This is a genomic window from Treponema ruminis (assembly GCF_014201975.1).
In the GTDB taxonomy this organism is placed as follows: domain Bacteria; phylum Spirochaetota; class Spirochaetia; order Treponematales; family Treponemataceae; genus Treponema_D; species Treponema_D ruminis.
The window spans coordinates 81,843-104,578 of record NZ_JACHFQ010000002.1 but is presented as its reverse complement, the minus strand read 5'-3'; the positions used below and the strand labels follow the sequence as shown (position 1 = coordinate 104,578).

The following is a 22,736-nucleotide window of genomic DNA, read 5'->3' as shown; positions in this document are numbered from 1 at the left end:
GATAAAAGCTATAGAATTTTTTTTATCTACTTATTTTATAATTCTTGTCCAGTTTGATTCATCAAAAATATTGTCATGCACTGTATATGACGGTGTATGATTTTTTTCATCCTGTAAAACCCATGTTTTTTTATCACGAAGATAGTTTGGATTTATTTCATCAAAATCCGACAAACGTACAATATGATGAATATTGACAATGTCTTTTTTGATGTAATCTGAATATTTCTGATTTGTAAAAGGATTATTTTCAGAAACAGGAAGATTTTTTGTTGCTAAAAATATTGTATCAGCATTCGTCATAAAAGAGTCATCGGTTTTTATTTTGCCTTTCGCATAAAAATCCTTAAACATAAAAAGAGGGTTGTAACGAGCTATATCTTCTCCATATTCCATATTCCGAAACGGTGGCAATGATAAGGGGGCCCCATGATCAGCAACAATGATAATTCTTGTATTGTCGTATACGGAAAGTTCTTTTAATTTATTAAGCCATTTTGCGACTTGAAGCATAGTTGCCGCATTTGAGTGATAGGCAGCTAAATCACTTGATTCTTCTGAAGAGGGAAGATATTTAAAATCATAATATCCGCCAGTTGCTAAATTTTCATTAATATTTAGCGCTGGCTTATATGTTTTATTTTCAAGCAGTGCAAATTCGTGGGTTGCATCACTTTCTATAAAAATATATGATTCCTTTTTATTTTCAGAATCTGTAAGTTCATCTAAAAAGAATAAATGTGCGTAATTAGAGAGAAAGCCATCATTTGTGACACTGCTTAAAATTTTGGGAATTTCATCACGATAGTATTCTCCAAAATAATAAAATGTAAATCTTAGTAGCGGAGGCAAAAACTCAAGTATAGTAAACGACTGCAGATTAAATTTTACGCATTTATCAAGTTGTAAATTTTTTAACTCTGGATGTTGAGCCAGATATTTTTCTTTGTAATTGCTATGAACTTCGCTTACATGAATTTCTGGAAATCTTTGGAAAAATGAAAAATCTCCTTGCCATGAATAGTTTGGCATTGGCGGATCTGTTACAGTAACATCAAATCCAGCATCTAAAAACAATTTTGGTAGAAACAAAGATGCTTCATTGTGTTTATCTTTTAATAATTCGTCAGCCCGGAGATTTTCATTTTCTGGGGTGTATTCATATCCGCCCATAAGTGCAGGTGCTGCTTTTGCTGTATTTCCTGCAAATGATACTGTATTCGGATAATACACAAATCCTGAAAATTGGTCTTCCATTTCAGGAAACTCTTTTACTATATATGGGAAAAAAGAAGATACTGCCTTATCAAGAAAAATAACAACTACATTCTTTTTATCTTTAGAAAGATGATAAATCGGTGTAATTGTATTATCCTTATTAGTTGCCAATTGTTCTCTTTCGGTGCGAGTTTTTGCATATTTTTCATATTCTCTTTTTATCGCCATGGTATTTTTTATTCCCATAGCAAATTCAGCAATGCAGAGAATAAAAAGAGAGTAGAAAATATATTTTTGAGCTTTAAAACGTTTTGAAATTCCGATTAAAACAAAAATCACAGAAAATACAAATATCGGTAGAACAGTAAAAAACGGTGTATATTTTTTAAGGCATTTTGTATCTTCAAGCTGGAAAAATATACTGAAATTTCCATAATTATACTTAAAGACAAAAACATTAAGTAGTGCTAGAAAAAAAACAGCAATATATATATATGATACAGTTTCCTTGACTTTTGAATCGAACAATTTATAAATAACAAGTGGCCAAAAGAAAAATAGGCCAATAAAAAAAGATAAACTTGAAAAAATATATACAAGAGGGGACTGAGTATTTCCTATAAAACTAAACTCAATCGGACTTGTATTAATAATTCCAGAGGGAATTAAAAGACCTGTGAGCAATACAAGTCCGATTGTTGAAAGTATAAAACAATGGAACAGGGAATCTTTCTCAGGAAAGTTAGTTTTTACAAAACAGAATTTTCTCTTTTTTATGAAACTAAAACATATTGGACTCAAAAGAACTGCAAATGCAAGAAGTAAAACAGAAAGACGCTTTACAATGTTGTATCTAGGGTTTAACAGAATAACACAGCTTGCTATCAGAAGAATTGCAGAAATAACTTTGTGAACAAGTTTTGCGGGATTTTTTACTTTTGAATTTACTAGATTTTTAAAAAGAGAGAACAAATTATTTAAAATCCAATAACAAACTAAACCTGAAGGTGAATTATAAAGAATATAAAGAAAGAGCAGTGCGAGTCCATATAATTGGATTTTTTCTTTTAAAGGCGCCTTTTTAAGATAGATTGCACCAGAAATAAAATTTATGAAAGTCATTACGACTGGGAGAATATTAAAACTATATGCTATTCCATTAAATGAAATTTTTAACAGTCCATCAGGAGTTCCTAAATCGCCAAGAAAAGCAAAACTTGCCCCTTGCAGGGAACTTGAATGTGAAAGAAACTGGTATGCAGCAATAAAAAATGGAATTTCGATAAGGATTGAAAGTGAACTTCGTAATGAATAAATTGGATGATAATGATTTTCAGCATAAAGAGCCTGAATCATCATGAATTTTTCATCCCCCTTGAAGGTATGCTTTATTCTTGCTAATTGTTTTTGCAATTTAAGCTGAAGATTTCGTTCTTTTTCCTGTAATCTGTCGGCAATATTGTAAAGTGGTAATGCCAGAAAATTTACAGCAAGACTTACTGCAAGAATAGCGCCGGCGATACCACCAACAGCAATTTTTGATTTATAGAAACAAAATACCCATTCGATAATCAGTTCAATAGGAGCAATTATTATGTTGTAAATAAAACCAAAGAAAGTCATATTATGATTTTACTGAAAAACGGAGAAAATGTCTTTATTATGTGTTATTTTATCTAATTACATATTCTGCAAGTTTCTTCAAATCTTCTTTCTGCTTTTTAGCTACAATTTCATAACGAAGCTTTGCTTTATATACGAGTTCATCATAAATTTGTTGTTCCAAAAGCTGAACGAGACGATTTTTGATTTCTGAAACAGAATAGGGATCGAAATATAGTGCTGCATCACCACATACTTCTGGAATTGATGTTGAGCCACTTGCGGCAACCGGAACTCCGTATTTCATGGAATCAATCGGCGGGTACCCAAAACCTTCGTTTAAGGATGGGTAGATGAAAGCGTATGCCTGTTCTGTGAGCAAGTCAAGAAAATCACGCTCAACATATCCTAAGAAAACAAAACGGTCTGCATGCTTCAATTCTTTTGTAAAAATACTTTTGTTTGTAACGCCAGTGATGACTGCCTTAAAGTCTTGTGCAAATCCGTTTTCAAAGAGTTCGTCCAAAGCACGCACCGCACGGAGTGCATTTTTTGCCCAGCGGGCAGCACTCGTAATCAGAAAATATTTTTTTTCGCAGAGTTTTTCTTTGTGAAGCTCGTCGATAGAAAGTTTTTTGCTCTCTGCAACTGGATTATAATTATCCAATTGATCAAAAGTAGGGGATGCAAAGACCGGAATATTTCGTCTTGCTGTCTCTGGATAAAAACTCTTGATTGAAGCTGCCGAATGGTTGGAAATCGTAATTACATTGATTCTTTCGTCTGTTACAAGACGTCCATTTATAGTATGCAGCTTTTTAAGGTAGTAATTTTTTGCTACCCCCATAAAAAGGCGATATTTGAGCTTTTCTTTGAAAGAAGAAGCATATTCCAGCATTATCGGATCAAATGGCATTTCCAGAGTGCGCAGTCCATGTACTGTCGTGTAAACTTCGATAGTTCCCAGCGGAATGTTCTGGTTCAAGTTGAGCATGGCAGAGTAGAGCCTGTCGATTTTTTCTTCTTCGATAATTTGAGTAATGGATTTTTCTGTGATGTCGTAAAGTTTAATTCCATGCGTCTTTATTCGCTCAAGGATATCCGGATTTATGTAATTTTTGCTGTCGTAATAACAAACAAGTCTAAAATCTTTGAGATATTCTAAAAGCTTGAAAAAAAGGACTTCGCCGTAAGCTCCGCCACCGTGAAAACGGCTTTCTGGAGAAGGTTGTGTTGCTGTGAGGTCGTAAAGTAAAGTCATTGTTTTATTTTACCATATATTTATCGAATTTTTTTCCAGTTATCCTGATTAAAAATATTACCGCCTATTTCAAACGAAATATTATTTGATATATCGTATATTTCAAATCCATCGGCTTTTGTTGTTACTTTATCAAAACTTACAAAGCGCTTTCCTCCCCAGCGGCCAGAATAATCATAAACATAATAAGGAAATACTCTGCTTGGATGTAGAGTTTCATTGCTATATGGATTTTTAGCTTGCTTTCCATCTGAAAAAAGATGTTGTGTTGCAATGTATGGAATATCTGCATTTGTCATAAAAGTATTGTCAGTTTGTATATCATAAAAAGCATTAAAGTCTTTAACTAAAAGAAGTGGATTAAACGCTCCTGCGATATTGTTCTCTTTAAAAGAAAAAGCTGAAAATGGCCCTTTTCTTGTATAACCGTGGTCTGCAACTATAATAATTTTTGTGTTATCATAAACCCCTTCTTTTCTAAGATAGTCAAAAAAACTTCCTAATTTTAGAATAGTTGCAGCATTCACTTGATAAGTTTGTATCTCTTCCGTACTTGAAACAGAAAAAGAACCTGTATCACCAGTTTTTGTACTGCTTGGAATATCATAGTTTGGTGAAGAAAGAAAAGCTTCATGATGAGGGGTGCTGTTATATACCATGCAATAAGTTCCAGCATTATTATTTTCAATACTGAATAAATTCGGTAGATACTCTAGTTCTGCATATTCAGTCAGAAAATCGTCCATAGAACTTATTGGGGTTCGTGTTGCACAAAAATATTCGCCAGAATCATAAAATGGCATTCTTATGTGTAAAGGAGCAATTAAAAAAAGTGAATATGATATAAAACGTGCGGGCATTGATGCATAAACGGCAGTTGATAGATGTCTATCATCAAAAAATTTCTGTTTAAGTTGCTGTTTCAATTTTTCTCCGTTGAAGGCCATTGTATTTGGAATATCAGCAAATACTTTCGGATCACTTGAAACATCAGAAAAGGTTGGAGTGTCCAATAAATATGATTTTAAGCCTACATCGCTGAAAATCTTAGGGATAACTTTTGTTCCTTCATTCCAATATTCTTTAAAATTAGGAGATCTTTTTCTCTCAAAAATTGCTTTTGGTGTATATTCATAGCCACCGTAAATCGGCAAAATACCTCCGTTTGTGGAGCCTGAGAAACTTATTGTATTCGGAAAGTATGTGAACCCTTTATATTGTTCCTCAAGTTTTGGAAATTGCTCTACTACGTACGGAAAATACCAGTTTATAGCCCTGTCGCACAAAATTAAAATTACATTCTGACCTGTTTTTGAAAGACATAGTTTGAATTGTTCTGCAGTATCAGTCTGGGAATTTTGAACTTTCTCCAATGCAGAATATGCTGTATTAATCGATTTGATTTTTACAACTCCCATTCCTACAAGTGACAAGCAAATTATCGAATAAAAAACTGAGAGAAGTTTTAGCCGACTTTTTTTGAGCAATGTTAAAAATACAACAAATAATACAACAACGGTAATAAAATAAGGAAACTGCATTTTTCTTACAAATGCGTTGTATGAGTCCTCAACTATATTAAAATCTACATATTCAAGCATTGGCGTAAGAGTACCAATATAAGTGAAGAATACGAATGCATCTAAAAGTCCCATCGCAAAAATGAGAGCTGAAAAAATTGAAAGGATCCATCTTTTACTTTTTTCCAAAAGAAAATAGAAAAGTCCACACCATACACCAAAGAGTCCAGAAAAAAATAATAGAGAAGTAAAAACAAATTTTACAGGATTTTCAAAACCTTTCAATATATTTGAAAATTCCTGCGGACTTGAACTAATTACATTTGCCGGTAAAACCAGTCCCAAAAGAAGTGAAAGCCCAAATATACTTGTTAGAAAAAGAATAAAACTATGTTTTTGTCCAATAGATATATTTTCTAAAGTTTTTCTAAAAAATGTTTTGTTTTTTATCACAAAAAAGGGAATACCTGTTACTAGTAAGAATGTAAATAAACATATAAGTTTTTCAGGTAAATCTGAAATGTCAGTTATTGTTGAACGGATAAAAAGCACATACATTAGTGTTATAAAAAGTATCGTTGTACATAAAAAATAAAATGAGCGTAAGGGATTTTTTGTTTTATTTATGATGTTTTTTACAAGTGAATACACATTGTTCATAGTCCAGTAGATAACGAGTCCGCTAGGTGATGTGTACAAAAGAACAAGAAATATAATTGCTGTTATGTAAATCGGCATTTTTTCTTTAAGTGAAAATCCTTTTGTATATATAGAACTTGCAAAAATATTAATTACAGTCATCAATACTGGCAGGACATTCAGCTGTAATGTTCCGATTTTATATAAACTATCAGGTTTTGAAAAATCTTTTATCCAAAAAAATCCTTGCCCATTCAAAGATTCGAGATTAGAAAGAAAATGATATGCCGCAATAAAAAATGGAATTTGAATTATGATTCCGATGGATGAACGCAGTGCCATTATTGGGTGATAATGATTTTCACTGTAATATGCCATAAGCATCATATATTGTTCATCACCGGTGAATGTCTTTTTTATGCGGGCAATTTGGGCTTTCATTTTGTTTTGTATACTTCTTTCTTCCTGACTTTGCTTTTCTGCAAGGTTATATAAAGGCAGTGTAAGAAGTGTAATTAATGTTGAAACTCCAGCAAGTGCAAAAAATGGAGAATGAAAAAGGCGAAAGAAGAATTCATAAGAAATGTCAAATATAAATTCTAGAGGATAAATGAAAAACTGATAGAAATAATAAGACATAACAAGAAATAGTATATAAAATTCTTAATATAATTAAAATAGCTATGAATTATTAAATAAATAAATCAAAAAAAATATGCAGCTTTTTTAAGATCTTGATTTTATTTTCAATCGGAGTAAAAAAACTGTATTTACATCTATTGGAAAAAATAAAATCCATCTCATAAATTATGTTTTGCTTGCGAAGTTTGTCGAGTTTTGATTTTTTGTAGAAAACAAGAGCTTTTCTCAATTCTCTTTTATCCTTGCAGCTAGTTTTCTTTAAGAAAAATACGGCAGAATTCTCTTTTATATATTCATCAGATAGTATATTTTTAATAGAAAAATCATCATGCTCATATTTTTCAAAACTCATGGTATCAAGTGTTTTTGCACACCATTCAAGAATATTGTCAGATGGAGTTTCTCCAAAAAAATCTGCACCATATCGTAATGTATTCAGTTTTCGTAAGGCATATCGGTCTTTATAAAATGATTCAATAAATGTTCCGTATGTTTCAAATTCGCTAAAATTGCGTTCACTTTCGCTGATTTTACTAAAACTTGCTGCAAGAATCTTTTCCCAAAAAAAGTTTCCGCTAATTTTCTTCTGTTCAATAAGTTTGATGAGCTCGTTTGTAAGTTCTGAATCAAACATCATGTGTTCAGAAATAAAAGATGGTTTGATTTTCTTTTTTAAGCCAAGTAATTGCTTTATTGTTGTAAAATAGCGTGATTTATATTCTCTCTTTAAATTAAAGTATGGACGACCATTTTTATCAAAAAAGTCTAAGTTATGCAGAGGGATGGTGTCACAATCCCAGACCAAATAATACTGATTTTTTGAGATTTTACTTAATGCAAGTTTTATAAACTGCTGAAAATACCATCCTGTATGCTTTGTATTTCCGCCTAGTTTCTGTATTTTTTCTGCAACAGCCTTAAAAGTAAGTCCTTCGGTAATATTGTTTTCGTCTAAAAATATACATTCGTTAAGAATATCTTCCGCAGGCTGTTCTTTTGCTACGATAAAGATTCGTTCTGCAGGGATATTCTTTTTTATGTAGGGAATGTTTCTTTTTAGTACATCAAAATCAGAGACTGCGCTAATGATATATGCATCAAATTTGGGTTTATAGTTTTTCATAAGTTTTCCTTATATTTTTAGCATTGGAAATATATATTTTCTTGTTTTTGCGAAAATCAGCGGATTAAGCCAGATTAACATAGTAATAAACTTAAGCCGGAGTATTTGAATTGTAGAGGCAAGCTTGTTCTTTTTGAGAAAGTATATGCTAGATTTGAAAAGATTTATTTTAGAGAAACTTGCAAGGTCAAGAACTTCTAAAGATGTTTTTTTTTCACTTCCGCCTTCAAGATGTACTATTTTTGCATTGTCTATAAGAATACATTTATATCCAGCTTTTGTAAGTTGATATTCCAAATCTGTTTCTTCATAGTAAAGGAAAATATTTTCATCAAAACGTGCATGGTTATTATTTCGTAAGAAAAGGTCAGCACCTGTTATATAACCAACAGGTCCAAAATGCTTTGTAAATTTTTTGTGTGAAATAACTTCTTTCAACTTTCTTCTTAATACATAATGTCTGAACGCAGCTTTATATGTACCAATAAGAAGTTTTTGTCTGTCGAAAATAAATTCTTTTGCAGAAGCAAATTCTCCACAAGCCGAACCATAGGATGAAACTATATTTCCATTTATATCAGTCAAGTTTGTTCCTAAAGCTCCGATATTTTCTCTTTCTCCATTATCTTCAAAATAGTCAAAGAAAATTTTTACGGAATTATTAAGAAGTAGTGTGTCACTATTCAGATAGAAAATGTATTTACCTTTCGCAACTTCAAGACCTCGGTTATTCGCTGTACCAAAACCTAGATTTGCGTTGTTTTCAATAAGGATAACGTGAGGAAAGTCTGCTTTCAACATTTCGATAGATCCGTCAATAGATCCGTTGTCACTTACGATTATTTCGAAATCAATGTTTTTGGTTTGCTCGTAAATTGATTTGAGACAATCGGAAAGAAGTTTTTTGGTATTGTAATTTACGATTATGATAGAAACGTCAATTTGTGACATTCCTATACTATAACGTCTCTTATCATGGTTTTCAATAATTAAAATTGGACCACTAAATCCAGTTTTTAAAACATTCCTTGCAAACAATTTTTTTCATTAAAAAAGATTGATAAAATTCATCGCGTTCTTCAATAGCTGAATCTGTTTTGTCTGTTCCCGAAATAATACGGTTCAGTTTTTCCGTCAGCTTTTTTTTGATTAATTCTTCGTTCTGTTCATTCTGTTTACTTTCTGGAAGAATATACCCAAAAGTTTCAGATGGTATTAAATCTCTTGCTGCTCCAACATCTGTAAGAATGAGATAGTCCATGAAAGCAGCTGCTTCGAGTGATGCTATTCCAAAACTTTCCCAACGAGACGGCAAAACAAAAACTTTTGCTCTGTCATAATAATTATCAAGAACTTTTTTATCTTTTATATTGCCTGTGAAAATAATTTTATCATTTAGATCTGGTCGCTTTGCAAAAAAATTGTTTATATAAGTTTCAAAATCTTGTTCTTGTTTTTCAATAGGTCCAATCAGATATACTTTCCAATCTTTTAAGTCAACATTTTCCATTGAAGACAAAAGAAGCTCTGTATTTTTTTGATGAGAGCCAAAACGGGCAACAGAGATTATTAGGTTTTCTTTTTTGTTTTCATAAACTGGAAGAGTTTCCAGACCATTTGGAACCTTATGGACATTAAGGTGTGAAAAAAATGGATCTGATTTCAGTAAAGAATATGTTTCTTCCGTTTCTGTGGAAAGAAAATCAATTTTTCTGTAGATTTTTTTGTATGCAAAAGATTTTAATCTTGCTTTTAGACCGCCACAACGATGCATATCCGAGATTTTTCGCTCAAGATTAGTTTTATTTGCGTCCATTTTAAGCCATATTTTTGCCTTTTTATTGAAAAGTTTTATAAAGAACGCAAGTACAACTGTATTATCATTATTATGGAAAAGAATATAATGTGAATTAGATTTTCTGTTTTTCCAAATATAATTTATGAAAGGCTTTATAAAAATACGCCAGTTCTTAAAATCTTCAAAAGGATAAGGAATATAATCCGGTTGCTCTTTGCATCTTGTGGGAGAATTAATTCTACTAATTAAGCCATAATTATCTATATCTCGAATCTTTGTACTTGATTCTGTATCTGCATCCATAAAGACAATTTCATACGGAAGTTGATATTCTTGTGAAAGATATTTGGGAAAAAGTCCAGGATCTTTCTTTAAGTGAACATCCAGAAACGATTTCCATGGAAGTAATTCTACAATTTTAGGCATTGCGCTTTCCTCCGTAGATTTTTTCCAGTAGTTTTTTTAGGGTGTCACAGAAATAATAATTTTTAAGCAGTAAAAGTATCGTCGCATAGGAAAAAATGCCAGTAACAAAACCTGTTATAATTCTTATAATTATAGAGACACTTATTCTTGTAGAAAAGTATACGCAGATTCCCATTATAAAGGTTGCAAAAATAATTTGAATAAAATTTGACCATATTCTCTTATTCCTAAAATAAGTGGCAAGAAAAAAAGCCTGAAATAGCGTTACAGAACTTTCAGCTATTACTGTTCCTACAGCAGCCCCTGATGCTCCATATTTGGGAATAAGCAAAACATTACAAATAAGATTTATGCCTGCACCAATACAAACTGCAATAAGGGAAATTTTCTCTTTTCGCATGGCAGAAAGGGGACTTCCTAAAAGACTTGCCGTTGAGATAATGAAAATTATTGGCGTTATTATCCTCATAGGTTCAAGCGCATTTATAAAATTTCCGCCAGAAAACAAAAGTAAGACTGGTTCTGCAAGAAGAAATAATCCGACGCATATTGGAATGCTTATCATCCAAAATATTGAAATTGATTTTTCAATAAGGGAGGAAAAAGCTGAAAACTGTTCTTTTTCTGCATGATAGGAAAGACGTGGTAGAAGAATTGCGGAAACAGCTGTCAGCATTCCAATAACCATTTTTACAATTTTTGTTGCTGCCGAGTAATAACCGACTTCGGTATCGGTCGTAAGGAAACCAAGCATTGTTGTATCTAAAACTGTATAAATATTTGTAACAAGCGTCATACCAAAAAAAATAAAAATAGGTTTTAGATGCTTTTTTATTTCCAATCTGCATTTCTGAAAAATAGTAATATAATTTCTACTATTAATAAAATTACAAATATTAGAACCTACTGCAGAAAAAATTCCAAAAGCTGCATACCAATATAAATCTTCTGGTGTATGGACAAAAACAAAAAGAAATATAAGACTTAATAATTGAAAAATAATTGAGCGTATGGTTATATATTTAAATTCCTCCGTTGCTGTATATAGCCAGTCCATTCCAAATATTGTAAAAAGTATTTTTGTGCTGCAAATAAGGAGCAGTACAATATAGTCTGAAAATTTTGGAACAGTGAAAATAAGAAAAAAGAAAAAAATATACGAAATACAGGTTGAAAATAGATTGATACAAAGAATTTCTCTTGAAAATTGTGACAATTTTGCTTGGTCTTCCCTGATTTTTGCTGCTTCTCGTGCGGCATAGCTATTAGTTCCCAATAGACCAATTGTTACGAAAAATGCAACAACGGAATTTGCAAAATTGATTTTCCCAATGCCATCAGGATTTAATATTCTTGATGCATATGGAAAAGTAATCAATGGAAAAGCGAGGTTCATAAATGCTTTTATAAATGCGAAAAAGGCGTTCTTCTTTAATGACTTTTGATTACTCATAGCTTAAAAATTATATTTTGTAGATATGCATACAGAAAATCCTGCGACATTGCTTGTATTATATAGCTGTCGTGCCATAAAAACTCTTGTAAGGCTTGTATTGATAAAAAGACTTTTTGTTACATATTGTGTCAGATTAATACCATAGGAACGAAAAACTTTAAACCGTCCATAATAATCCTTATTTACAGTGGATGTCTTTGAATCTGACGATGCATCCGTATCTACAGCCTTATTATAAATGTAATTGTTGTCTGGACAATATCTATGATAGAACAGCATTACATTACCATGCGGGTGATAAAGTTTATATCCTAAGAACTGACAGTTTCCCATGCTTCCGCTACCGGCTCCTAGAATCTGCCCCTTGTTTGTGTATCCTTGAGATATGCGTCCGTGACTATAATAACCTGTATAGCACCATTGCAACTGAAAATCCTGTGACATTTCAAAATTATTCCATTCTGCAATAATTTCTCCTTTGAGCCAGTCAAGAGGGAGTGGTGTTGCCTGCTTTAAGCCAACTGAGTAAATTGCCGTGTGGAATGGATTTGCAAGTTTATCTGATGTAAAATCATCAATACCAAGTTCTCCCCAAACTTCAAAACCTACTTTTGGAAACTTCCAGTTAGCAAATATTGCAACTTTCTGATCTTCATCCTCATGATTTCCAACTTGACTTCCATTTGAGTGTGACAACGTAAACAGACGACCGATATACTTGAGGTTATGACTTGCAAAATCAGTTATAAAAATGCGGTTTAAGCCAACTGTTAGCCCTGGAACAAAAGAAGGAGCAAAAGATGCACTCATTGCTGTAAGCAGGCGGTAATCATTATCAGGATTGTTATCAAAATAATCTGATTCTGTAAGGCGTCCCAGCCACAAGCGGCCTTCAATATCGCCTATATACCAGCCAAAGTGGGGCATAAAGATGGAAGTTTTTCGTAATCCTGCATCAATTTTGGGATATGTTGCTGCATTGTTGCTACCAAGCATTGGGTTCAGCCAAGCCGAACCAAGCCATGGCGACTGGAAACCTGCACCAAAGGTGAGTGTATGCCAGCTCCAGCGGACTTCCGAGTCTCCCCAGTCAAATGTTTTTATGCTTGAATCTCCAAACCGCTGCGGAGCATCAATTCCGCTTTGATAATAGCCATAAGGACTTGAAACAGCTGACGGCATCAAGTCAAATTCTTTATTCTGAGAAAAACTTATCTCCGGCTTAAGTGTCACTTCAAATCCGTATCCCTCAAGCCTTGCACCCGCGGTGAAACTTGTGTTGTAACCTTTTCCCTGCCAGAGTGCTCCGTCGTTCTGACCGTATGGAGCTGCCGTGTTGTATGAATTATACCATTCCGGACCAAATGCCTTGAATTTTACTGATTTTTCAATTCCTCGGGTGAACCAGTTTTCTTCTGCTGATTCTGATTCCCAGAGAATGTATTTTGTGCCGAGATTGTTGCTTCTCCAGATATTTTCTTCTGAATCTGCAAGAGAATTGCCTTCTTCGTCTTCGTTAAAATGCCATTCTGAGTCACTGAGCGTACGGTATCCGAGGGTAGGGCGTTCGACCACTCCTGTAAGCGAGAGAAAATCGTAGTATTCTTCTTCTGTTGATTTTAGTGCTTCCTGCGCAGAAAGTCGTGAGGCTAAAATTAATAAGACTAAAAAAGTCTTAAAGCCTGAATTTTGCATATTTTCATTCTATCAAATTGAGGAAAAATTGTCACTGTGATATAATATAATCATGCTTCTATATCTTGCCTTCAAGAATATCATTTCCAAAAAAAGCTCTTTTGTCATCATCCTTTTTATCGCCTTTGCGGTCATGATGCTGGTTGTAACAAACGCAGTTTTTGACAGCACTGAGCAGGGCGTTCAGGAAACTTTTGTCTCAAGCTTTACCGGTGATATTGTCATCCGGCCTCAGTATAAATCTCCGCTTTCCCTTTTTGGAGACGAAACTCCTGTTACAGGCACACTTACCGAACTTCCAAACCTTATTCCTTACAATGAAATTCACGATTATCTTGCTTCAAATCCCCTTATTTCAGATTTGGTTCCGCAGGTTTCCGGCATTTCCCAGCTTTCCAGCGACAGCGAGGACACAAAATGCTATATGTTCGGTGTTCCTGCCGAAAAATATCTTCAGGTAATGAAATCCGTCAATATTATAGAAGGAAAGGCCTGGTCTGACGGTGAAAAGGGCATCATGCTTTCTTCAAAATATGCCCAGAATATGAATGTTCGTGTCGGTGACACCCTGCAGTTTGCAATCAGCGAGGGCTTTTCTTCACGAATCCGGGCCGTCCCCCTTACTGCGATTTATGATTATTCGGTCGAAAACTCAATCCTCGATAAAATCGTCCTAACCAATCCGGAGACTGTCCGCTCAATCATGGACATGTCTGACTTGTCCGCTGCCGATAAAATCGAAATTTCTGATAGTGCTGAGGATATGCTGGCCGATTCTGATTTGGATGATCTTTTTTCCGATGCAGAAGACAAAAGCGAAGTCGTGCATACTGATGAAATAAAAATTTCCCAGGAAGAAATTGACGCCCTTGAAAACAGCTACACTAATTCTTCCTCATGGAATTTTCTTATCTGCCGGGTCCATGATCCCAAAAAGACTAACAAAATCATCAAGGCCCTCAACAAAACTTTCAAAGAAAAGGACTGGCCATGTGAGGCTGTAAATTGGCGTTCTTCTGCCGGCAGCACGGCCTTTTATCTTTTCATTCTCCGCCTTATCCTCAATATCGGTATTATAATCATTCTTGGTGCTGGCTTTATTGTCGTAAACAACACTCTGGTTATCAATGTCCTCGACCGCATCCGTGAAATCGGTACAATGAGGGCAATCGGTGCCAATAAGCGCTACATCACAAAGGAATGCGCCGCAGAAACAATGATTATGGCCTTTGTTGCTGGAATCCTCGGCTGCATTCTCGGTTCTTTTGCATCTATGGTTGTTTCCGCTTCACATCTTACTTTCTCAAACACTTTTCTGATTCAGCTTTTTGGTGGTTCGGTCCTGCACACTTCGGTAAGATTGTCAAATCTGTGCAGTGCTTTCGGCCTTTCAATTTTCATCGGCCTCATCGCATGGATTTATCCTCTGATAAACGCTATCCGGGTTAATCCAGTTGAAGCCATGCAGGGGGTAAAATAATGTACCAGGCAAAAATAGCTCTACGCTCCCTTATTTACCGTAAAAGTCAGTATGTCTCACTTTTCCTCGTCTGTATGTTCGGTGTGGCAATTTCTCTTGCGGCCATTGCAGTAAGCACGGGAATGATCCGCTCCCTCAATCAGAAGGCCCGCATTTATTATGGCGGAGATTTTGCCCTGATGTGCGCCAAAGACGACGCCTGGCTTGATATTTACAATTATGAAGAAAATCTCCAGCTGGTAAAATCAGCTCTTCCAAAAAATGCAATCGTCTCTCCGCGATTTGAGCTTGACGGCCGCCGCGGTTCCTTCTATTTTGAAGGCGTTCAGGCTTTGCAGCAAACTTTCAAGGGAATCGAAATCAACAATGAAAAGGCACTTCTTTCAAGCCTGACTTTTGCAGAGGGTGGAGTAGAAAATGTTCTTTCTTCACCAGAGCAGGATAACTGGGTTTTTATTTCCCTACCGATTGCAAAAATGCTGGGTGCTCATGCAGGTGACGAAATTACCCTTCAGCTTGAGACTCATGATAATATCCTCAATACAGTTCAAATTGAAATCAAGGGAATTTTCCAGGATTCAAGCGTTTTCGGCATGTACACTTCATATTTTGACTTTAATTTCCTGAAAACGGCCTACAATCGTCCTGCTGACTATGCCAACAGAATTTGCGTAAGCTTTAACGGCAAGAAAATTACTCCACAAAAGCTTCACGCATATTATGATTCCCTTTCAAAAGTCCTGAACATGTATCAGTGGGTCGATGACAAAGATGATTATATCGATGCCGATTCATTTGAGACTGAAACCTGGGGCTTTATTCCCCTCAGTGCCAATCTCAATGACGTTGAGATTATGGAACTTGCCATGGATGCAATCATAACATTCATCGTCGTAATCCTCACGATAATCATCATTGCAGGAATCGGAAGCACTTACCGGGTTCTTATAATGAAGAGAATTACTGAAATCGGCATTTACATGGCTGTCGGCATGAAGAAGCGCTCGATTATTTTCACACTGCTGATTGAGTCCCTGCTTCTGCTTGTCACCGGCTGCCTTGCTGGAATCTTGCTTACAGGAATTTTCTGTTCCATTATCTCTCTCTTTGATTTTTCTTTCATTCCTTCTTTTGACATGTTCCTCGAGAGAAGTAACCTTTGCCCCCGTCTTGATGTTATAAAAAGTGTGACGGTGATTGTATCGGTCATTCTGGCCACTTTGCTGGCTGTCTTGTACTCAACTGTCAAATCAATTAAAATCATGCCGGTACAGGCACTTGCAGTCACAGAATAATTTTTACTGGAGTAAAATATGAAACTTACTTGCAATTTGAAAAAAACTTGGCTTTCTGTTTTTGCACTTGCTTCTCTTTCTTTTTCAGCAAATGCTCTTGAACCAAAGGCTGTCGCTGATCTTTTGATGAAGGCTGAGAGTGCAACATCATTCTATGATACGGATTTCACGGCTTCCTATGAGGTCGTTCAGGAAAAACCGGGCGAGGGTAGAAGCAAAACAAACGCAACAATCTACCGCCGTGACACCGAAGCCAAATGGACTATCCTCATTACGGCTCCCCTCAAGGACAAGGGCAAGGGCTATCTTCAGACTGACTCTTCCATCTGGTTCTATGACCCGGCCGACCACCGCTTCACCTTCTCAAGCTCAAAGGATAAATTCCAGGGCACCAACGCAAACACATCAGATTTCGCGCCTCAAAGATATTCTTCTGATTACACTGCAGAAACGATTGAGGAAGTAAAACTCGGCAAACTCGACTGTCTCCTTTATACACTCAAAGCCAAAACCAAGAATGTCGATTACCCTCAGATAAAACTCTGGATTTCCAAAAATGACGGTCTTACCCGCAAAAAGGAAGATTATTCCCTTTCCGGCCAAAAACTCCGTACAACTGCAATCCCTTCGTATCAGAAAGTAAACGGCAACGGAAAAACATACCAGATTCCTGTCAGCATGGTGATTCAGGACAATCTCAAGGGCAAGAAAATCGACGGAAAAATGGCTTATGAAAAGACAGTAATTTCAATCTCCAATGCGGTACTTGCCAAACAGGACGATGCCGTATACACTAAGCCGTATCTCGAATTGATGAGTGGCAAATAAAAAACGTGATGAAGTTAAAAAAGTTTCTAAGTTTTTCTGCATTTTCTCTTGTTTTTTCTTTGCAGATTTCGCCTCTTTTTGCACAAAGTGACTCTGACTTTGATGATGTTGATTCGCTTTTTGAAACTTCAGAGGATTCTGAAAGTGCAATTGTAACCTCAGATTCTGCTGACGGAACGAATTACAACATTCAGCTTGGTTCCCTGGAATTCCCGATTGAAATTTCCGGCAATATGAACACGGAGCTTGGCGGTGCTTTTATCAGGGAAGATCAGGTCAACGACGCTACTTTTTATTTTGACTTCAAAAACTACATTTATTTCATAACCCGGCCGGATAAGTACCTCACATTGAGGGGAACCCTTAAAACGACCATGCCCAAAGACAGCTCGGATACGGCCCAGGAGCAGAGCAATCATCTCCTCTACATTTATGAGATGTATTTTGACTATCTGGTGCTTGATCACTTATATATTACCGCCGGCAAAAAAAAATCTGTCTGGGGCAACATCAGGCTCTTTTCTGATTACTATGACGAAAAGGAAAACATCACTACTACTGACAATAACCAGACCAGTGACGTGATTGACAACAATGTCTACGATGCCCAGTACACCAATGTCCTTTATGACTCGCGCGAGTATATTTCCGGCATCATAAAAATTCCTTTCTGGAATCATACTTTCACGGCTTTGGCCATGTATAATGATGAAACTAACGTCAGCTCAACAAAGACCGAGAACATGTCCCTTGCGGCAAGCCTTGAGTTGATTTTTTTCAATACCTCGATAAATTTCTTTGGCCGCCGCTTTAAGCTTAAGGAGACTGAAGAGAGCAGGACTTCTTCTACGACTCAGCTTCCGATTGTCGGAATGGAACTAAAGCGTACTCTTTTCAATTTTGATGTTTACGGTCAGTCGATTGCCAGGGTTCAGGACGGAACCAGGGCAAAAGAAATCTTTAATTCAAATTTTCAGGATCTTTCTACATTCAACCGAATTGTATCGACTGTCGGAACTTACCGCATGTGGACTGAGCATATGCCGTATTTTGGATTTAACATTGAATTCCAGAATATTTACAAGCCAAATCCATCCGCAACAGAAAATTATTTCACAAACCGCATGGCCCTGCAAGTTGGAATGGCAAAGCTTGGCCCGGACAGGAACATAAAGCCTGCAATTCAGTGGAACCACAACTTTACTGATCATTCCGGTTTTATTAAGCCCGGTATTATCTTTTCGAGAGTCCTTCCTCACTGTGACTGGAAAATCGGTGCGAAATATGAATACGGTAAGGTCAGCATTGATCCAGAGACAGGTGAGCAGCATAAATACACTAAGCTCACTGCCGGAACTTACATAACAATCAATCTTGATTACTAGAGACTATTTTTTAGCGGGATTTTTTATTCCTGAATCTTTCCGTCTCGGATTTTGATTACATGGTCGCTCAGGGCTACGATTTTTGCGTCGTGGGTTGAGAATACGAAAGTCGTTTTGAGTTCCTGATTGAGTTTTTTCATTAATTCAAGAATCTGGTCTCCGTTTTTTGAGTCCAGGTTGGCTGTAGGCTCGTCGGCAAGAATTACCGGTGCCTTTGTGACGAGGGCGCGGGCAATTGCAACACGCTGGCGCTGACCGCCTGAAAGCTCAGAAGGCTTGTGGTTGCGCCAGTCAGAAAGGCCTACTGTTTCCAAAAGGAATTCTATCCATTCACGTTTTTCTGAGGCCGAAAGGCTTGTGCTTGCTGGAGAAGGGCCAAGAGTGAGCGGAAATTCAATGTTCTCCCATACGTTGAGGACGGGAATGAGGTTGAAGGTCTGGAAAATGAATCCGAGATGGCTTCTGCGGAGTTCCGTGAGCTTTGAGTCGATTTTAAAGGGCACTTTCTTTGATTTTTCCAAATCGATTCCCTTGTAGACGTCAGTGCCTTCAAGAATAATTGAACCTGAATTTGGCAAATCGATGAGGCCGATCATATTGAGTAGGGTTGACTTGCCCGAGCCTGAAGGACCTGAAAGGGCTGCGAATTCACCTTTTTCGATTTTAAAAGATGCGTTGTCAACAGCCTTAACCTGTACTTTTTCCATCTGATAAATTTTGCTTACGTTCTTGAGTTCAATTACTGCCATAGTATGAATTATACAAAATTTTTCCCCATTGCACAATTGAAAAAGAATTTATTATGGCTTAGAATAAGCGGATATGAAAGGAATTATTCTTGCCGGTGGTAGCGGCACTCGTCTTTATCCGATTACAAAGGCTGTATCAAAGCAGATTCTTCCGCTTTATGACAAGCCTATGATTTACTACCCATTGAGTTGTCTCATGCTTGCAGGTATCCGTGAAGTCCTTATTATTTCAACTCCACGGGATATTTCTCTTTTCAAAGAACTTTTTGGTGATGGAAAATGGCTTGGAATGAGCTTTGAATATGCCGTTCAGGACAAGCCTCGAGGTTTAGCCGATGCATTCATCGTCGGTAAGGATTTTATCGGGAACGATGACGTTGCACTTGTTTTGGGTGACAATATTTTCTATGGACAGAGCTTTACCCAGACCCTCAAAAATGCCCGAAAAAAGATTGAGTCAAAAGCCAGTGAAGCCGTAATTTTCGGTTACATGGTAAAAGATCCGACAGCCTATGGTGTCGTAGAGTTTGATGATACGGGAAAGGTTCTCGGAATCGAAGAAAAGCCAAAGGAGCCAAAGTCGAACTATGCGGTTCCAGGCCTTTATTTCTATAACAATGAAGTCGTAAAAATCGCAAGTGAAGTAAAACCTTCTGCCCGTGGTGAAATCGAAATCACGGCCGTAAACAACGCATATCTTGAGCGCGGTTCACTTTCAGTCGAACTTCTTGGCCGAGGCATGGCATGGCTTGATACAGGCACTTATGACGGTCTTCTGGAAGCAAGCAATTTCATCGCCACAATCGAAAAGCGTCAGGGAATGTACGTCAGCTGTATCGAAGAAATTGCATATGCAAACGGCTGGCTTTCTAAGGAAGAGCTTCTTGAACTTGCAGCCGGCTACAAAACTGACTACGGCACTTATCTGAAGTACATAGCAGAAAAATAAAAAACACAGATAGACACAGATTTTAGGATTTTGTATGTTTGAATTTAATAAATGCGTGACATCGGACGGAGCTGTATTTGAAGGTTTGTATGAGATTCAGCCTAAAGTTTTCGGTGATGCACGCGGATATTTTTTTGAAGTTTATTCTGAGAGAGATTTTTTTGAGGCAGGACTCAAAATGAAGTTCGTGCAGGACAATCAGTCTTCTTCAAGCAGGGGCGTACTCCGCGGACTTCATTTCCAGACACAGCACCCGCAGGGAAAACTTGTTCGTGCCGTTTCAGGAAAAGTTTACGATGTAGCAGTCGACCTTCGTAAAGGTTCTGCCACATTCGGAAAATACTACGGAGTTGTCCTTGATTCAGAAAAACAGAATCAGTTCTACATTCCGCAGGGCTTTGCACACGGTTTCTATGTTCTTTCAGAATCAGCCGTATTTGCCTATAAATGCACAGATTTTTACGACCCGAAAGGCGAGGGCGGCTTAATGTGGAATGATCCGAGCATCGGAATTGACTGGAAGAGCGTGGCTCCTGAAATCGAGCCGCTCCTTTCAGAAAAAGACGGAAAACACCCGCAGTTCGATAAAAATGCGGAATATTTTGACCTTAATGGAAAATGGATGGGAAAATAAATGGCAAGAAAATTAAACAATATACTTATTACCGGTGGTGCCGGCTTTATCGGATCTAACTTCATCAACTATCTCTTCGGACTCAGTGCTACTGGCTCTAAAGAATTCATGGATTCAGGATTTAAGGGCAAAATCGTAAACGTTGACTGCCTTACTTATGCCGGAAACCTCGAAAACCTTTCAATGGTTGAGGAAAAATTCGGCAAAGGCGTTTCTGAAAGTGAAAGACGCTATTTCTTTGAGAAGGTTGACATCTGTGACCGCAGTGAGATTGAGCGAATCTTCAAGCAGTACGATATCGATACTGTAATTCACTTTGCGGCAGAAAGCCATGTTGACCGTTCTATTTTGGGACCAGAGGCTTTTATCAAGACAAACGTAATGGGAACATTCACGCTTCTTGACGTTGCAAGAAATTACTGGGGAATTTCCCTTGACAAGCAGCGTGATGACGTTCTTTTCCATCACATTTCAACCGACGAGGTTTACGGTTCACTTGGCGAAACTGGATATTTCACTGAGACAACTCCTTACGATCCTCGCTCACCTTATTCTTCTTCAAAGGCAAGCTCAGACCACATCGTAATGGCTTACTATCACACTTACGGTCTTCCAATTACTCTTTCAAACTGTACAAACAACTACGGACCTTATCAGTTCCCGGAAAAACTTTTGCCTCTCATGATTTCAAACATCCGTGACGGAAAGAACCTTCCTGTTTACGGCGAAGGCAAAAACATCCGCGACTGGATTTATGTCGAGGACCACAACCGTGCCGTCTGGCAGATTGTCAACTCAGGAATTACAGGTGAAAAATACAACATCGGCGGCGAAAACGAATGGCAGAACATCAAGCTGCTTCACAAAGTCATTGAGCTTACCGCTCCAAAAGTTGAAAAAACAGCGGATGATGTTGAAAAAACAATCGTTCATGTAAAGGACCGCCCAGGTCACGATGCCCGCTACGCAATCGACTGCACTAAAATCAAGAAAGAACTCGGCTGGGAGCGCAAGATGACCTTCGAGCAGGGCCTCCAGCTCACAGTAAACTGGTACCTCGACCACAAGGAATGGGTAGACCACATCCTTTCCGGCGAATACAAAAACTGGATCAACGCAAATTACGGTGATAGAAAATAATGGTTTGGGTTATTGGAAATAAGGGGATGCTCGGCACTCAGATTTGCCGAACCCTTAAAGAAAATAAAATTGAATGTACAGGAACTGACTGCGACGTCAGTATCCTTGATTTTTCAGCTCTGGAAGGATTTGCCTCGGGTAAAGATATCTCCTTCATCGTAAACTGCGCTGCTTACACTGCTGTTGACAAGGCGGAAAGCGACGTAGATTTTGCCCGAGCCTTAAATGCAGATGGACCTCGTAACATTGCCAGACTTGCAAAAAAAATCGGGGTTCCTTTCCTTCATATTTCTACAGACTATGTTTTCGATGGAAGTGCTTCTTCTCCGATTTCAGAAGATGCTCCAATTAAACCAATTGGGGTTTACGGCGAAACAAAGGCTGAGGGAGAGAAATCTGTTCAGGAAGAGACCGGCGATTTCTACATTCTTCGAACTGCATGGCTTTATGGATGGAGCGGAAAGAATTTCGTATACACGATGATCCGCGCCATGAACATGCGTGACAGTGTAAAGGTCGTAAATGATCAGAGGGGAACGCCTACAAACTGTGTAACTCTTGCTTCTGTGATTTTAAAAATCATTGAAAATCGCCTGGCGGGAAAAAATGTTCCTAACGGAATTTATCATGTCACTGACTTGGGTGAAATCACATGGTTTGACTTTACTAATGAAATCAAAAAAGAGGCGGCTGATGCAGGTTTTCTTTTGAATAAAGATTGTGTTGTAAATCCTTGTGATACAAGTGAATATCCGACACCGGCAAAAAGGCCTGCTTATTCAGTGCTCGACAAGTCAAAGATTCAGAAAACTCTGGGAATTAGCCTCCCGGACTGGAAGGAAAGCTTAAAGTCCTTCATAAATTCAGCACTCTTTGACAAGACTCGCATTGAATAG

17 protein-coding genes are annotated in these 22,736 nt (G+C 37.1%); 8 read left to right on the top strand and 9 right to left on the bottom strand.

What is annotated here, in order from left to right; translation table 11 throughout:
• Nucleotides 1-30: 30 nt before the first annotated feature.
• Genes yidC through HNP76_RS02980 form a run of 8 tightly spaced genes read right to left on the bottom strand, consistent with a single transcriptional unit; the run spans nucleotide 31 to nucleotide 13,380 of the window.
• Nucleotides 31-2,841 carry a membrane protein insertase YidC gene (gene yidC / locus HNP76_RS03015; RefSeq protein WP_184657366.1) on the bottom strand — a complete coding sequence of 937 codons (2,811 nt, stop codon included), beginning with the start codon at nucleotides 2,839-2,841 and terminating at the stop codon, nucleotides 31-33.
• A 49-nt stretch (nucleotides 2,842-2,890) separates the two neighbouring features.
• Entirely contained in the window at nucleotides 2,891-4,081 is a 1,191-nt protein-coding gene (locus HNP76_RS03010; RefSeq protein WP_184657364.1) for a glycosyltransferase, read from the bottom strand.
• A 20-nt stretch (nucleotides 4,082-4,101) separates the two neighbouring features.
• Nucleotides 4,102-6,879: a membrane protein insertase YidC gene (locus HNP76_RS03005; protein WP_184657362.1), complete on the bottom strand. Its 2,778-nt coding sequence runs from the start codon at nucleotides 6,877-6,879 to the stop codon at nucleotides 4,102-4,104.
• A gap of 52 nt (nucleotides 6,880-6,931) precedes the next feature.
• Entirely contained in the window at nucleotides 6,932-8,005 is a 1,074-nt protein-coding gene (locus HNP76_RS03000) for a DUF6492 family protein (RefSeq protein ID WP_184657360.1), read from the bottom strand.
• Between the two features lie 9 nt (nucleotides 8,006-8,014).
• A complete protein-coding gene (locus HNP76_RS02995; RefSeq protein ID WP_184657358.1) occupies nucleotides 8,015-8,956 on the bottom strand; it encodes a glycosyltransferase family 2 protein in 942 nt (313 codons plus the stop codon).
• 52 nt (nucleotides 8,957-9,008) lie between these two features.
• Nucleotides 9,009-10,229, bottom strand: coding sequence for a glycosyltransferase family 4 protein (locus HNP76_RS02990; protein ID WP_184657356.1), 1,221 nt, complete (start codon nucleotides 10,227-10,229; stop codon nucleotides 9,009-9,011).
• Complete coding sequence (locus HNP76_RS02985) at nucleotides 10,222-11,682, bottom strand: flippase (protein ID WP_184657354.1); 1,461 nt, start codon at nucleotides 11,680-11,682, stop codon at nucleotides 10,222-10,224. Before HNP76_RS02985 ends, HNP76_RS02990 begins: the two co-directional genes overlap by 8 nt.
• 3 nt (nucleotides 11,683-11,685) lie before the next feature.
• The gene (locus HNP76_RS02980) at nucleotides 11,686-13,380 is read right to left on the bottom strand and encodes a capsule assembly Wzi family protein (RefSeq protein WP_184657352.1); all 1,695 of its coding nucleotides are present in this window, start codon (nucleotides 13,378-13,380) and stop codon (nucleotides 11,686-11,688) included.
• Nucleotides 13,381-13,432: 52 nt separating this feature from the next.
• Between HNP76_RS02980 and HNP76_RS02975 the strand changes: the two genes are divergently transcribed.
• From HNP76_RS02975 to HNP76_RS02960, 4 genes are read left to right on the top strand one after another with little or no spacing between them, the layout of a single operon-like run.
• Entirely contained in the window at nucleotides 13,433-14,860 is a 1,428-nt protein-coding gene (locus tag HNP76_RS02975; RefSeq protein ID WP_184657350.1) for an ABC transporter permease, read from the top strand.
• Entirely contained in the window at nucleotides 14,860-16,155 is a 1,296-nt protein-coding gene (locus tag HNP76_RS02970; RefSeq protein WP_184657348.1) for an FtsX-like permease family protein, read from the top strand. The genes HNP76_RS02975 and HNP76_RS02970 overlap by 1 nt, the downstream gene beginning before the upstream one ends.
• An 18-nt stretch (nucleotides 16,156-16,173) precedes the next feature.
• The gene (locus HNP76_RS02965) at nucleotides 16,174-16,983 is read left to right on the top strand and encodes an outer membrane lipoprotein-sorting protein (RefSeq protein WP_184657346.1); all 810 of its coding nucleotides are present in this window, start codon (nucleotides 16,174-16,176) and stop codon (nucleotides 16,981-16,983) included.
• Nucleotides 16,984-16,991: 8 nt separating this feature from the next.
• Complete coding sequence (locus HNP76_RS02960; RefSeq protein WP_184657343.1) at nucleotides 16,992-18,368, top strand: hypothetical protein; 1,377 nt, start codon at nucleotides 16,992-16,994, stop codon at nucleotides 18,366-18,368.
• Nucleotides 18,369-18,391: 23 nt separating this feature from the next.
• Here HNP76_RS02960 and HNP76_RS02955 read toward each other — a convergent pair whose 3' ends face one another.
• Entirely contained in the window at nucleotides 18,392-19,117 is a 726-nt protein-coding gene (locus HNP76_RS02955; protein WP_184657341.1) for an ABC transporter ATP-binding protein, read from the bottom strand.
• A 73-nt stretch (nucleotides 19,118-19,190) separates the two neighbouring features.
• On the opposite strand from HNP76_RS02955, the gene rfbA reads away from it, so the two are divergent.
• Genes rfbA through rfbD form a run of 4 tightly spaced genes read left to right on the top strand, consistent with a single transcriptional unit; the run spans nucleotide 19,191 to nucleotide 22,736 of the window.
• Nucleotides 19,191-20,066 (top strand): glucose-1-phosphate thymidylyltransferase RfbA, encoded by an 876-nt coding sequence (gene rfbA, locus HNP76_RS02950; protein WP_184657339.1) that lies wholly within the window; start codon nucleotides 19,191-19,193, stop codon nucleotides 20,064-20,066.
• Between the two features lie 34 nt (nucleotides 20,067-20,100).
• Complete coding sequence (rfbC, locus tag HNP76_RS02945) at nucleotides 20,101-20,700, top strand: dTDP-4-dehydrorhamnose 3,5-epimerase (RefSeq protein ID WP_184657338.1); 600 nt, start codon at nucleotides 20,101-20,103, stop codon at nucleotides 20,698-20,700.
• Nucleotides 20,701-21,840: a dTDP-glucose 4,6-dehydratase gene (gene rfbB / locus HNP76_RS02940; RefSeq protein ID WP_184657336.1), complete on the top strand. Its 1,140-nt coding sequence runs from the start codon at nucleotides 20,701-20,703 to the stop codon at nucleotides 21,838-21,840.
• Entirely contained in the window at nucleotides 21,840-22,736 is an 897-nt protein-coding gene (gene rfbD / locus HNP76_RS02935) for a dTDP-4-dehydrorhamnose reductase (protein WP_184657334.1), read from the top strand. Before rfbB ends, rfbD begins: the two co-directional genes overlap by 1 nt.